Source organism: Pinisolibacter sp. DMC19, from assembly GCF_056313985.1.
Genome location: NZ_JBQUZF010000005.1, coordinates 329,253 through 343,489 on the forward strand (window position 1 = coordinate 329,253; position 14,237 = coordinate 343,489).

The following is a 14,237-nucleotide window of genomic DNA, read 5'->3' on the forward strand; positions in this document are numbered from 1 at the left end:
GCTAGGGTCTCGCCGCGATGCCCGAGACGACGACGCCCGATCCGATGACGCCTGCCGCGATGCCGCGCGCGCCCGAGCGCACTGCGGCGCGGAGCATCGTGGCCGTCGCGCTGCTGGCGACGCTCGCCGCCTGCGGCGAGACGCCGACGACGCCCGACCTGACGGTCGAGGCACCGGCCCGCTGGGAGGCCGGCGGCGGCAGGGCGACCGCCGAGATCGGCTCCGACTGGGTCAGGGGCTTCGGCTCGCGCGAACTCGAGGCGCTGGTGGCACTGGCCGATCGCGACAGTCTCGACATCGAGGCGGCGCGCCAACGGATCACCCAGGCGGAGGCCGAACTGGCGTCGAGCCGGGCCGATCTCGCACCGAGCGTCGACGGCAGCGCCCAGACCGGCCGCACGGTGACGCCGGGAACGCGTTCGGCGTGGTCGCCGCCGTTCCGGGCGAGCGTCTCCGACAGCTATCAGCTCGGGCTCTCGGGTTCGTGGACCATCGACATCTCCGGCCGCCTCAGGGCGCTGGCGGCTTCCAAGGAAGCGAGCGTGCGGGCGGCGGCGATCGAGCGCGACGCGGTGCGCCTCACCACCGCGACGGCAGTCGTCGACGCCTGGCTCCGGGTCGGCGCGGCGCGCGAGCAGATCCGCATCGCCCGCGAGAGCGTGGCGACGGCGGAGCGGACGCTCTCCATCTATCGCCGCCGGCTCGAGGTCGGCACGGCCACCGCGCTCGACATCGCCCAGCAGGAGAGCCTCGTCGCCAGCCAGCGCGCCGCGATCCCCGATCTCGAGATCACCGCGCGGCAGACCAAGAACGCGCTCGCCGTGCTGACCGGGCGGATGCCCGAGGCTCTGGAGCCGAAGGTCTCGAGCGTCTCGGCCGTCACCGTGCCGACCGTTCCGGCCGGGGTGCCGTCGCGGCTGATGTTGCGCCGGCCCGACATCGCCTCCGCCGAGGCCTCGCTCGAGGCGCAGGCGGCGAACGTCGACGCGGCGCGGGCGGCCTTCCTTCCGGAGTTCTCGCTGACCGGGTCGACCGGTCTCGCCTCGGCCTTCCTCAAGAATCTGATGCGGCCCGACGCGGTCGCCTCGCAGGTGGCGGCGAGCCTGACGGCGCCGATCTTCGACGCGGGCGCCCGTGGCGCGGCGCTCGATGGGGCGACGGCGCGCCATGCCGAGCTGGTCGCGACCTATCGCACCACGGTCCATCAGGCCTATGCCGACGTCGAGAACGCCCTCGTCGCGATCGAGCAGAACCGGCGCCACGAACAGCTGCAGCGCGCCGTGGTCGCGGCCGCGCGCAAGGCGCAGAAGCTGACCGAAGAGCGGCTGTCGGAAGGCACGATCGACGTCACCAGCGTGCTCGAGGCCGAACGCACGCTGTTCCAGGCCGAACAGACGCTGATCGGCGTCCGCCTCGCCCGCCTCCGGGCGGCGGCGACGCTCGCCGGCGCGCTGGGCGGCGGCTGGTCGAAGACAGGGGCGGTGATCGCCGCCGACGGAGCGACGCGATGACGCGCAATCGGATCCTGCTTCTGGGAGCGGCCGCCGTCGTGGTGGCGGTGCTCGGCTGGAGCGGCAAGCTTCCCTTCTTCCGTGGCCAGCCGGCGCAGGTGGGCGAGAGTCTGCCGCCCGGCCCGCCCGGTTCCTCGCCGATCGGCGGTTCGCGGCGCTCGGGCATGCGCAGCGACGGTCCGGTGCCGGTCCTGGCGGCCAAGGTGGCGCGCGAGGACGTCGCGCTCTTCGTCGAGGGTATCGGCACGGTGCAGGCCGACGCCATGGTGACGGTCCGCGCCCAGGTCTCCGGCCGCCTGCTCGAAGTGCGTTTCAAGGAAGGCCAGGAGGTCGCCGAGGGCGACGTGCTGGCGGTGATCGATCCCGCCGCCTATCAGGCGACCTTCGATCAGGCGAGCGCAAAACGCGATCAGGACCTCGCCGATCTCGCCAATGCCCGCGCCGATCTCGAGCGCTACGAGCGGCTGGCGAAGTCGGAAGCCGGTTCGCGCCAGCAGGCCGACCAGCAACGCACCTCGGTCGCCAAGCTCGAGGCGCAGACTCGGGTCGACAAGGCGGTGATGGACGCCGCCCGGATCGATCTCGACCACACCCAGGTCAAGGCGCCGATCGCCGGACGCACCGGCGTCCGCGTGGTCGACGTCGGCAACATCGTCTCGACCTCGGACACGGCCGGCCTCGTCTCGATCGCCCGCATCCATCCGATCTCGGTCGTCTTCACGGTGCCGAGCCGCGAGCTGCCGGCCCTCCTCGCCGCCAAGGCGCGCGGCGACGTTCCGGTGACCGTGGTCGGCTCCGACCGCAAGTCGGCGCTCGAGACCGGCGTCGTCACGGTGATCGACAACCAGGTCGACACCACGACCGGCACGGTGAAGCTCAAGGCGAGCCTGCCCAACACCGAGACACGGCTGTGGCCGGGTCAGTTCGTCGATCTCCGCGTCGCCGTCTCGACGATGAAGGCGGTGCCGACCGTCCCCTCCGCCGCGGTCCAGCGCGCCGCCGACGGGGCCTGGGTCTATGTCGTCGGCGACGACGACAAGGTGAAACGGCGGATGGTCACGGTGCGCCGTCAGGACGAGACGCGCGCGGTGATCGCCGACGGCCTTTCCGACGGCGAACGCGTCGTGACCACCGGCTTCGCCCGGCTCACCGACGGCGCCGCCGTCCGGGTCGACGCCGAACCGGCGGCGGATGCCGCCAAGCCGGCCGACGCGACCAAGCGACCGCACGGTGCCGCCGGAGCGCCGCCGGCAAACGGTTCGTCTCGGACGCCCGCGGCGCCCGGCCCCTCGCAGGCGCCTGCCGCGCCGGGTGCCGGACCGAAGCCATGAGCGTCTCCTCGCCGTTCATCGCCCGACCGATCGCGACGTCGCTGCTCGCGGCGGCGCTTCTGGTCATGGGCGTGCTCGGTTTCTGGAAACTGCCGGTCTCGTCGCTGCCCCAGGTCGACTTCCCGACGATCGAGGTGACGACGCGGCTCCCCGGCGCCGATTCCGCGACCACCGGCGCCGTCGTGACGGCCCCGCTCGAACGGCAGTTCGGCCAGATCGCTTCGATGTCGGTGATGACGTCGGAGAGTTCCTACGGGCTGTCGCGCATCACGCTGCAGTTCGCCCTCGACCGCGACATCGACGCGGCGGCTCAGGACGTGCAGGCGGCGATCAACGCCGCGGCGGCGACGCTGCCGACCGACCTGCCCTATCCGCCGGTCTATTCCAAGGTCAACCCGGCCGACACGCCGATCCTGACGCTGGCGCTGACCTCCGACACCGCGCCGCTGCGCCAGCTCTCCGACCTCGCCGACACGCTGATCGCGCAACGCATGTCCGAGATCTCCGGCGTCGGCCGCGTCTCGATCGCCGGCGGCGTGCGCCCGGCGCTCAGGGTCAAGGCGGACTTCGAGCGACTGGCGAGTTTCGGCCTGTCGCTCGCCGACGTCCGCACCGCGATCGCCGCCGCCAATCTCGCCGGATCCAAGGGCGCGCTCGACGGGCCGCGCCAGTCGTGGTCGATCGGCGCCAACGACCAGATCACCACGCCCGCCGACTTCGGCCGCGTCGTCGTCGCCAAGAAGAACGGCACGCCGGTGCTGCTCTCCGACGTCGCCACCATCGAGGAAGGGCTCGAGGATGCCTTCGTCGGCGGCTGGTACAAGGGCCGCCGCGCCGTCGTGCTCGACATCCAGAAGCAGCCGGGCGCCAACATCGTCGAGACCGTCGACCGATTGATGAAGGAAGTGCCGCGCCTCGCCCGTTCGATGCCGGCCGGCGTCGGGCTCGAGGTGGTGCACGACCGCACCACGACGATCCGCGCCTCGATCGCCGACGTCGAGTTCACGCTGGTGCTCTCCTGCGCGCTGGTGGTGATGGTGGTGCTCATCTTCCTGCGCTCGGTCCGGGCGACGATCATCGCGGCGGTGACACTGCCCTTGTCGATCGTCGCGACCTTCGCGGTGATGTGGGCGGCGGGCTTCAGCCTCGACAACCTGTCGCTGATGGCGCTGACCATCGGCACCGGCTTCGTCGTCGACGACGCCATCGTGATGATCGAGAACATCGTGCGACGGCGCGACGGCGGGCTCTCGGCGCTGGCCGCCGCCCGCGAGGGTGCCGGCGAGATCGGCTTCACCGTCGTGTCGCTGACCCTGTCGCTGATCGCCGTCTTCATTCCCCTCCTCTTCATGACCGGCCTCGTCGGCCGCATGTTCCGCGAATTCGCGCTGACGCTGTCGATCGCCGTCGTCGTCTCGGCCGTGGTGTCGCTGACGCTGACGCCGATGATGTGCTCGCGCCTGCTGAAGAAAGGCGAGGAGACCGACGAGCGCTCGATGCTCGGCCGCCTTCTCGCAATCGCCGAGGCGCCGATCGAGGCGATGGCGCGCGGCTACGAGGCCTCGCTCGGCTGGGCCTTGGCGCATGGGCGGCTGATGCTCGGCCTCACCGCCGCCTCGCTCGCCGCCACCGCGCTCCTCTATGCCGCGAGCCCCAAGGGCTTCCTGCCGGGGCAGGACACCGGCCTGATCTCCGTGGTGCTGGAAGGCGCGCCGCAGGCCTCCTTCGCCGAGATGACGCGGCTGCAGGAGCGCGTCACGCAAGCCTTCTCGACCGACCCGGACGTCGCCGGCGTCGTCTCGGTGGTCGGCATCGGCGGGCTCAACGCCACCGGCAACACCGCGCGCCTGACCGTCGATCTGAAGCCGCGCGACGCGCGCTCCGCCAGCGCCGACGACGTCGCGGTCAGGCTCAGGCGGATCGGCGAGACGGTGCCGGGTGCGGCGGTCCACGTCCAGCCGGTGCAGGACGTCCGCATCGGCACCCGCTCGTCGCGATCGCAGTACCAGTACACGCTGACCGGCACCTCGGCCTCCGCGGTGTCGCGCGAGGCGGACGCGCTGGTCGAGGCGCTCGCCGGGCGGCCGGAATTCGCCCACGTCACGCTCGAGACGCGCGACGACGGGCAGGCGGTCCACGTCGAGATCGACCGCGAACGCGCCGGACGGCTCGGCGTCTCGGTCTCGGCGATCGACGACGCGCTGCAGGACGCCTTCGCCCAGCGCCGCGTCTCGACCATCTATGCCCAGACCAACCAGTATCGCGTCATCCTCGAGGCGGATCTCGCCGGCGGCACCGATGCCTCGGTGATCGACCGCATCCGGGTCGGTGCGACCGGCGGCGGGCAGGTACCGCTCGGAGCGGTGGCGCGGATCGAACGGCGCACCGCGCCGCTCTCGATCGCCCGCGTCGACCAGTTTCCGGCGGCGACGCTCTCCTTCGATCCGGCGCCGGGCTGGTCGCTCGACGCCTGTCTCGACGCCATCGACCAGATCCGCGCCGGTCTCGGCGACAGCGGCGTGATCGGCCGGGCGGATGCCGATGCGGCCGAGTTCGCCCGTTCGCTCGCCTCGCAGCCCTGGCTGATCCTGGCGGCGGTGGCGACGATCTACGTCGTGCTCGGTGTGCTCTACGAGAGCTTCGCCCATCCGCTGACCATTCTCACGACCCTGCCGTCCGCCGGCGTCGGCGCGCTGATCGCGCTGCGGGTGACCGGGCTCGAACTGTCGATCGTGGCACTGATCGGCATCGTGCTGCTGATGGGCATCGTCAAGAAGAACGCGATCATGATGATCGACTTCGCCATCGTCGCCGAGCGCGAGCGCGGTCTGCCGCCGCACGAGGCGATCGTCGAGGCCTGCCGCCTGCGCTTCCGGCCGATCATGATGACGACGCTCGCCGCCCTGCTCGGCGCCGTGCCGCTCGCGCTCGCCCACGGCACCGGCTCGGAACTGCGCGTGCCGCTCGGCGTGACGATCATCGGCGGTCTGCTGCTGTCGCAGCTCCTGACGCTCTACACGACGCCGGTCGTCTATCTCGCGGTCGAGCGGATTCGGGCGAGGCTCGGTTTCTCCCGTCCGCCGGGGGCGGAGACGGGCGAGGCGGAGGAGGCGGCGCGGTGATCGACATCTCGGCCCCCTTCGTCCGACGGCCGGTCGGGACCACGCTTCTGGCGCTGGGCCTGCTGGTGCTCGGGCTGGTGGCCTGGAGCCAGTTGCCGGTGGCGAGCCTGCCGGCGATCGATCTGCCGACCATCCGCATTTCGGTGAACCGGCCGGGCGCCGATCCCGCCACCATGGCGGCGAGCGTCGCAGCCCCCCTCGAGCGCTCGATCGGCGCCATCGCCGGGGTGAGCGAACTCACCTCGACCTCGACCTTCGGCTCGACCGGCATCACCGTGCAGTTCGACCCGTCGCGCAAGATCGACGGCGCGGCGCGCGACGTCCAGGCGGCGATCAACGCCGCGGCGGCGGATCTGCCGAGCGATCTCAACTCGGCACCCGTGGTGCGCAAGATGAACCCGGCGGCGATGCCGGTGCTGATCCTGGCGCTGACCTCGGACACGATGTCGCCGGCCGAGATCTACGACGTCGCCGACACCACCATCGTCCAGACGTTGTCGCAGGTCGAAGGCGTCGCCGACGTCTCGGTCGCCGGCGGCGAACAACCGGCGATTCGAGTCCGCCTCGACTCGGCGCGGATGGCGTCCGCCCGCCTCGGCATCGAGGCGGTCCGCGCGGCGATCGCCGGGGCCAACGTGCGCAAGGCGACGGGCGGGCTCCAGGGCGACCGCGGCTTCGAGGTCATCACCACCAACGACGCGCTGTCGAAGCCGGAGGAGTTCGCCCGCATCCCGGTGCGCGTCTCGGGCGATCGGATCGTCCGCCTCGCCGACATCGCCGACGTGACGACCGGCGTGCGCAACACCCGGTCGGTCGGCTGGTTCGGCGCCAAGCCGGCGGTCCTCCTGATGATCACCCGTCAAGTCGACGCCAACGTCATCACCACGGTCGACCGGGTGAAGGCGGCGGTCGAAGATCTGAAGAGCCGCATTCCGGCCGGGCTCGAGATCTCCACCGTCTCCGATCGGACGACGACGATCCGCGCCTCGGTCGCCGACACGCAGAAGACGCTGGTGATCTCGATGATGCTGGTGATGGGCGTGGTGGTGGCCTTCCTCGGCCGTTTCACCCCGACCTTCGCCGCCGGCATCACCGTGCCACTGGCGCTCTGCGGCACCTTCGTGGCGATGTGGATCGTCGGCTTCTCGATCGACAATCTGTCGCTGATGGCGCTGACCATCGCCGTCGGCTTCGTCGTCGACGACGCGATCGTGATGATCGAATCCATCCATCGCCGTCGCGCCGAGGGCCTCGCGCCGCTCGACGCGGCGATCGAGGGGTCGCGGCGGATCGCCTTCACGGTGGTGGCGATCGGTCTGTCGCTGGTCGCCGCCTTCATCCCGCTGATGTTCACCGGCGGCATCGTCGGCATGTTCTTCGCCGAATTCTCCTTCACCATGACCTTCGCCATCGCCATCTCGACGGTGGTGACGCTGACGGTCACGCCCATGGTCTGCGGCCAACTGATCCGTCCGGCGCCGCCCAATCGCCTGGAGCGGATTGCCGAGGCGGTCACGGCGAGAGTCGTCGCGGTCTACGGACGGAGCCTCGACCGCGTGCTGCTCCGTCCCTGGTGGATGGTGCTGGTGGCGACGCTGACCGTGGCGGCGACGGTCTGGTTCTTCGCCACCCTGCCCAAGGGCATGGTGCCGGAGGACGACACCAGCCTGGTCTTCGCCTTCACCGAGGGCAATCCGGACGTCTCCTTCCCGCGCATGTCGACGCTGCAGCGGGCGGCGACCGATCGGGTGATGAAGGACCCGATGGTGGTCGGCGTCGCCTCGTCGATCTCCGGCGGCACGGGTCCCGGCGGGGCGCAGGTCAACCAGGGCCGCATGTTCATCTCGCTGAAGTCGGTCAAGGCAGGCGGCGAGCCGGCGCGGCGAGTGATCGACCGGCTCAGGCGCCAGTTCGCCGACCTCGCCGACATCCGCGTCTACATGTTCCCGATGCAGGACCTGCGCGCCGGCGGGCGGCAGGGCAAGTCGCCCTATCAGTTCACCCTGTGGGGACCGGACCTCGACCAGATCGTCGAATGGGCGCCGAAGGTGGTCGCCGCGCTCTCCAAGGCACCGGGTCTCGCCGACGTCTCCTCCGACCGGCAGGCGCCCGGGCTCGAGGCGCGCATGGTGATCGACCGCGTCGCCGCCGCCCGGCTAGGCGTGGCGGTGAAGGACATCGACGCGGCACTCGCCTCGGCCTTCTCGCAGCGGCAGATCTCGACCATCTGGGGCAATCGCAACCAGTACAAGGTGGTGGTCGAGATCGATCCGAACCGGGCGCGCGACCCCGGCGATCTGTCGGATCTCTGGGTCTCGGCCGCCGACGGCACGCAGGTGCCGCTCTCGGCGCTGGCCCGGGTCGAACGGTCGACCTCGCCGCTGGCGGTCAACCATCAGGGTGCCTTCCCGGCGATCACCATCACCTGGTCGCTGCTCGACGGCGTCACCGCCGACGCCGGCAACGCCACGGTGAAGTCGGTGTGGGAAGGACTGCATCCGCCCGACACGCTGCGCGCCGAGTTCGCCGGCGACGCCAAGGAACTCGCCAAGTCGGGCTCGTCGACCTGGGTTCTGGTGCTGACGGCGCTGGTCGTCGTCTACATCATCCTCGGCGTGCTCTACGAGAGCCTGATCCACCCGCTGACCATCATCTCGACCCTGCCGCCGGCGGGACTCGGCGCTCTGTCGGCCCTGTGGATGTTCGGCATGCAGCTCGATCTCGTCGGCATCATCGGCATCATTCTCCTGATCGGCATCGTCAAGAAGAACGGCATCCTGCTCGTCGACCACGCGCTGCAGGTGATGCGCGAGGAGGGCGTCTCTTCGCTCGAGGCGATCCGCGCGGCGGCCGCCGAGCGCTTCCGGCCGATCCTGATGACGACGCTCGCCGCTCTCCTCGGCGCCCTGCCGCTGGTGGTGGCGACCGGCGCGGGCGCCGAGCTGCGCCGGCCGCTCGGCGTCACCATCGTCGGCGGTCTCTTCGTCTCACAGCTCCTGACCCTCTACACCACGCCTGCTGTCTGGCTGCTGATGGACCGGGCCTCGTCCTGGTGGCGCCGCCGGCGCGAACGCTTGGCAACGGCGGAGTGAGGGGGTATCGAGGGGCTCCCGTTTTCCACGATCGGATGCCGTTCATGACCGCTGCCCTTTCGCCCGATGCCGTGCGCGCCCATCTCGCGTCGATCGTCGGCGAGAAATACGTGCTCTCCGACGGACGCGACACCGAGCCCTATCTGACCGAACCGCGCGGCCTCTACCGCGGCGCCACGGTCTGCGTGGTGTCGCCCAAGACCACGGCCGAGGTCGCCGCGATCCTGAAGTTTGCGAACGACGCCGGGCTGAAGATCGTGCCGCAGGGCGGCAACACCGGCCTCGTCGGCGGTCAGATCCCGTCGCAGAGCGGCGAGGAGATCGTGCTCTCCCTCAAGCGCATGGACGCGATCCGCGAGGTCGATCCGATCTCCGACACGATGACGGTCGAGGCCGGCGTCACGCTGCTGCGCTGTCAGGAGGCGGCCGAAGGCGTCGATCGCCTGTTCCCGCTGTCGCTGGCGGCGGAAGGCTCCTGCACCATCGGTGGAAACCTCTCGACCAATGCCGGCGGCACCCAGGTCGTCGCCTACGGCAACACCCGCGCGCTGGCGCTCGGTCTCGAGGTGGTGCTCGCCGACGGCCGCGTCATCAACGGCCTCGGCAAGCTGCGCAAGGACAACACCGGCTACGACCTGAAGCATCTCTTCATCGGCTCGGAAGGCACGCTCGGCATCATCACCGCCGCCGTGCTCGAGCTGGTGCCGCGGCCGCGCGCCTTCGGCACCGCCATGGTGGCGCTGACCGATCCGGCCGGCGCCGTGTCGCTGCTCGAGGGCGCCAAGAAGACCTTCGGCAAGTCGCTGACCGGCTTCGAGCTGCTGCCGCGCTTCGGCATCGAGCTCGTCCTCAAGCACCTGCCCGGCGCCCGCGACCCGATGGCCGACGTCTACGACTGGTACGCGCTGGTCGAGATCTCGACCGCCGAGGAAGAGGGCGTCGGCGAGGACCTCGAGACCTGGCTCGGCGGCGCGATGGAAGAGGGCATCGTGCTCGACGCCGTCATCGCCGGTTCGCTCGACCAGCGGGCGCAGCTGTGGAAGCTGCGCGAGGCCATGTCCGAGGTGCAGAGCCACGAGGGCGGTTCGATCAAGCACGACGTCTCGGTGCCGATCGCCTCGGTGCCGGCGGTGATCGTCGAGGGCATCCGCGCCGCGGAGGCCTTCATCCCCGGCATCCGCCCGGTGCCCTTCGGCCATCTCGGCGACGGCAACATCCATTTCAACTTCACCCAGCCGGTCGGCGCCGACAAGGCCGAGTACATCGCCAAATGGCACCAACTGAACGAGCGGGTGCACGCGGTCGTCCTCGCCCACGGCGGTTCGGTGTCGGCCGAACACGGCATCGGCGCGCTGAAGCGCGAACTTCTCGCCGAGGTGAAAGATCCGGTCGCGCTGGAAGTCATGCGTTCAGTGAAGAGCGCGCTCGACCCCAAGGGCACGCTCAATCCGGGCAAAGTGCTCTGAGGCGAGGTATTCCGGGCGCGACATCTGGTCGCGCGGCGATCGTTGCCTCACGTAGGCATGCATTTCTGCATGTCTGCCACGCGGGTCTTCCCGTATTGCGCCGGCAAGCGATCCGACTTATCCAAGACTGGTGAAGCGGTCGTCGCGATCGTTTCACAGCCCTCCTTGGGCGTTTCCTCCCTAGACTTGGGCCGCCGTCAGGCGGCCTTTTTTCTTTTGCGCCCCTGTTCTCTTGAACGGGTCGGCGAGGCGTGCTCTCCATCGGGCGGATCGACCGCCGCCGAGGAGCCCGCCATGACCCGCCTGACCTTCCGCCGCCCCGACGACTGGCACGTCCATTTCCGTGACGGTCCGGCGATGCGGGCGGTGGTGCCGCACACGGCGCGGGCCTTCGGTCGGGCGATCGTCATGCCCAATCTGACGCCGCCGGTGACGACCACCGCGCTCGCCGCCACCTATCGTGATCGGATCCTGGCCGCGGTGCCCGCGGGCGTCGCCTTCGAGCCGCTGATGACCGCCTATCTCACCGACGACAGCGACGGCGCCGACATCGTCGCCGGCCACGCGGCGGGCGTCATCACCGCGGTGAAGCTCTATCCGGCGCATGCCACGACCAACTCGCACTTCGGCGTCACCTCGATGGCCAAGGTCGCGCCGGTGCTGGCGGCGATGGAGAAGGCCGGCGTACCGCTCCTCGTCCACGGCGAGGTGACGCGGGCCGACGTCGACGTCTTCGATCGCGAGGCGCGTTTCGTCGACGAGGTCCTGCCGGGCGTGCTGAAGGATTTCCCCGGCCTCAAGGTCGTGCTCGAACACGTCACCACCGCCGAGGGCGTCGACATCGTCAAGGCGCATGCCGGCCGCATGGCGGGCACGATCACGCCGCAGCATCTGCTCTACGACCGCAACGAGCTCTTCCGTGGCGGTGTGCGCCCGCACATGTACTGCCTGCCGATCCTCAAGCGCGCGACCCACAAGGCGGCGCTGCGCAGGGCGGCGACCGCCGGCGACGGGCTCTTCTTCCTCGGCACCGACACCGCGCCGCACCTGCGTCATCTGAAAGAAGCCGCCTGCGGCTGTGCCGGCGTCTTCTCCTCCCCGACCGCGATCGAGGCCTATCTCAAGGTCTTCGAGGAGGAGGGCGCCCTCGACCGCTTCGAGACCTTCGCCTCGCTCGCCGGCCCGGCCTTCTACGGTCTCGCCGCCAACGAGGAACGGGTGACCTGGGAGAAGAAGCCGCGGCTCGTCGCCGAGGCGGTCGAAGTCGAGGGCCTCGGCGAGATCGTCACGCTGTTCGGCGGCGAGACGGTCGACTGGTCGCCCGTCGCCTGAGATCGGCGGAAACGGCCGGGCGACCACCCGAGCCATGCGTCCGGTGTTTCCCTTCCTCGCCGAAGGTCGGGGTCACGACGCGTCCGTCGGGCGATAGGATCGCGACGAAGCACGAAGCACGAAGCGGCAAAGGCCGCGACCCAGGGAGACGAGACGCATGACCGAGATGACCAACCGCACCTACGACGAGATCGCCATCGGCGAGACGGCGGAGGTGACCCGCGAGGTCACCCGCGACGACATCGCGCTCTTCGCCGCGGTATCGGGCGACGTCAATCCGGCCCATCTCGACGAGGCCTATGCGGCCGGCACGCGGTTCAAGGGCGTCATCATGCACGGCATGTGGTCGGGCGCGATCGTCTCGCGCCTGCTCGGCGTCCAGCTGCCGGGACCCGGCACGATCTATCTGTCGCAGTCGCTCGCCTTCAAGCGCCCGGTCACCCCCGGCGACCGCATCACCTTCAAGGTGACGGCGAAGGAGAAGCGCGACGACAAGAAGATCGTCGTCTTCGACTGCGTCGCCACCAATCAGGACGGCAAGGCCGTGGTCGAGGGCGAGGCCGTGGTCATCGCGCCGACCGAAAAGCTGGTGCTCGCCAAGCCGGAGGCGCCGGTGGTGACCGTCGCCACCGGCGGAGCGGCGGCAGCGACCTACGTGCCGCGGTGAATCCATTCTCGGAGGCGAGACCATGCGCAGAACCGAACTCGATCTGATGCTCGCCGGCGTGATCGGCGCGGCCGGCGTCGCCGACGCCGCGCTGTCGGCCCACGTCACGGCGGGCGGGCCGCTCGCCCAGGCGGCGGAGATCATGATGATCCACGCAGCCGCCATCGTCGGCCTCGTCGCCTATCGGCGCGGCGTCGTCGGGGCGCCGACGGCGGTCGGCAAGATCGCCCTGACGATGGGCCTCGCCGCCGCGCTCTTCGGCGCCGACGTGACGCTCTTCTCCTTCTCCGGCGCCCATCTCTTCCCGATGGCGGCGCCGATCGGCGGGTCGATCCTGATCCTCTCGTGGCTCGCCCTCTCGGTGCTGGTGGTGGTCGAGCGGTTGCGCCACGGCGAGCCGCCGACCTGATCGGGCGCGCGATTTCCTCCGCCGAAGGACCGATTGCAGTGCAACATGGGCTCGCGTAGGGTCCTGCCCGCTTCAATCCATTAGATCGGATTTCCGGGGAGATCTTCCATGACCATCCGTCCGCGTCGCAGCGTCCTCTACATGCCCGGTTCGAACGCGCGTGCGCTCGAGAAGGCCAAGACGCTGGCGACCGACGCCGTCATCCTCGACCTCGAGGATTCCGTCGCCCCCGACGCCAAGCTCACGGCGCGCGAGCAGGTGGCGGCGATCGTGAAGGGCGGCGGCTTCGGCTCACGCGAGGTGGTCGTCCGCGTCAACGGGCTCGCCGGTCCCTGGGGTCGCGACGATCTCGCTGCGGCCGTCGCGGTGGCGCCCGACGCCATCCTGATCCCCAAGGTGTCGAAGGCCGAGGACGTGTTCGAGGCGGTCGCCGAGCTCGACCGGCTCGGCGCGCCCGAGAGCGTCAAGATCTGGGCGATGTTCGAGACCCCGCTGGCGGTGCTGAACGCCCGCGAGATCGCCGCGGCCGCGAGCGTGAAGGAAGGCCGTCGCCTGACGGTCTTCGTCCTCGGCACCAACGATCTCGCCAAGGAGACGCGCGCCCGCTTCGTGCCCGGCCGCACCACCATGCTGCCGTGGCTGACGACGGCCATCGCCGCCGGTCGCGCCTTCGGCCTCGACGTCATCGACGGCGTCTACAACAACCTCGCGGACGCCGAAGGCTTCGCGGCCGAATGCGCCCAGGGCCGCGATCTCGGCATGGACGGCAAGACGCTGATCCACCCGAACCAGCTCGAGGTCGCCAACGCCACCTTCTCACCGTCCGAGGCGGAAGTGGAGGCCGCGCGCAAGATTCTCGCCGCCTTCGCGCTGCCGGAAAACGCCTCCAAGGGCGTGATCTCACTGGACGGACGGATGGTCGAGCGGCTTCATGCCGAGATGGCCGAACGCGTCGTCGCCATCGCCGACGCCATCGCCGCCAAGGCTTGAGGGTTCCCATGAAGCTCTACCGCTATCTCACCGGTCCCGACGACAGCGCCTTCTGCAAGCGCGTCTCCGCCGCCCTCAACAAGGGCTGGCAGCTGGCGGGCAATCCGACGCTGACCTTCGACGCGGTGCAGGGGCGGGTGATCTGCGGCCAGGCGATCGTCAAGGACGTGCCGGGCGTCGCCTGGAACGACGACGTGACGCTGTCGGACTGGTGAGCGGGAAAAGATACCCGAGACATGCACGGGGCGGCCTCTGGGCCGCCCTCGTCGTTTCGGGGAGGGCGGATCCGCCGGAGCACCGCCGCCGCCGCGAGAGAG

Annotated in this window: 10 protein-coding genes; all 10 read left to right on the plus strand. The window is 70.3% G+C overall.

What is annotated here, in order from left to right; translation table 11 throughout:
• Positions 1-17 precede the first annotated feature (17 nt).
• The 10 genes from ACT53U_RS14775 to ACT53U_RS14820 all read left to right on the plus strand — a co-directional run bounded on the left by ACT53U_RS14775 (position 18) and on the right by ACT53U_RS14820 (position 14,135).
• Positions 18-1,511 carry an efflux transporter outer membrane subunit gene (locus ACT53U_RS14775; RefSeq protein WP_476156289.1) on the plus strand — a complete coding sequence of 498 codons (1,494 nt, stop codon included), beginning with the start codon at positions 18-20 and terminating at the stop codon, positions 1,509-1,511.
• On the plus strand, positions 1,508-2,842 hold the full coding sequence (locus tag ACT53U_RS14780) for an efflux RND transporter periplasmic adaptor subunit (protein WP_476156290.1): 1,335 nt from the start codon (positions 1,508-1,510) through the stop codon (positions 2,840-2,842). Before ACT53U_RS14775 ends, ACT53U_RS14780 begins: the two co-directional genes overlap by 4 nt.
• Positions 2,839-5,964: an efflux RND transporter permease subunit gene (locus tag ACT53U_RS14785; protein ID WP_476156291.1), complete on the plus strand. Its 3,126-nt coding sequence runs from the start codon at positions 2,839-2,841 to the stop codon at positions 5,962-5,964. Before ACT53U_RS14780 ends, ACT53U_RS14785 begins: the two co-directional genes overlap by 4 nt.
• Positions 5,961-9,056, plus strand: coding sequence for an efflux RND transporter permease subunit (locus tag ACT53U_RS14790; protein WP_476156292.1), 3,096 nt, complete (start codon positions 5,961-5,963; stop codon positions 9,054-9,056). The genes ACT53U_RS14785 and ACT53U_RS14790 overlap by 4 nt, the downstream gene beginning before the upstream one ends.
• 44 nt (positions 9,057-9,100) lie before the next feature.
• Entirely contained in the window at positions 9,101-10,522 is a 1,422-nt protein-coding gene (locus tag ACT53U_RS14795; protein WP_476156293.1) for an FAD-binding oxidoreductase, read from the plus strand.
• 294 nt (positions 10,523-10,816) lie between these two features.
• Positions 10,817-11,854 carry a dihydroorotase gene (gene pyrC / locus ACT53U_RS14800; protein ID WP_476156295.1) on the plus strand — a complete coding sequence of 346 codons (1,038 nt, stop codon included), beginning with the start codon at positions 10,817-10,819 and terminating at the stop codon, positions 11,852-11,854.
• Between the two features lie 157 nt (positions 11,855-12,011).
• A complete protein-coding gene (locus ACT53U_RS14805; protein WP_476156297.1) occupies positions 12,012-12,521 on the plus strand; it encodes a MaoC/PaaZ C-terminal domain-containing protein in 510 nt (169 codons plus the stop codon).
• A 22-nt stretch (positions 12,522-12,543) separates the two neighbouring features.
• Complete coding sequence (locus tag ACT53U_RS14810; RefSeq protein WP_476156299.1) at positions 12,544-12,930, plus strand: DUF423 domain-containing protein; 387 nt, start codon at positions 12,544-12,546, stop codon at positions 12,928-12,930.
• A 108-nt stretch (positions 12,931-13,038) separates the two neighbouring features.
• Entirely contained in the window at positions 13,039-13,920 is an 882-nt protein-coding gene (locus tag ACT53U_RS14815; RefSeq protein ID WP_476156300.1) for an HpcH/HpaI aldolase/citrate lyase family protein, read from the plus strand.
• 8 nt (positions 13,921-13,928) lie between these two features.
• Positions 13,929-14,135, plus strand: coding sequence for a DUF1737 domain-containing protein (locus tag ACT53U_RS14820; protein WP_476156302.1), 207 nt, complete (start codon positions 13,929-13,931; stop codon positions 14,133-14,135).
• Positions 14,136-14,237: the final 102 nt, after the last annotated feature.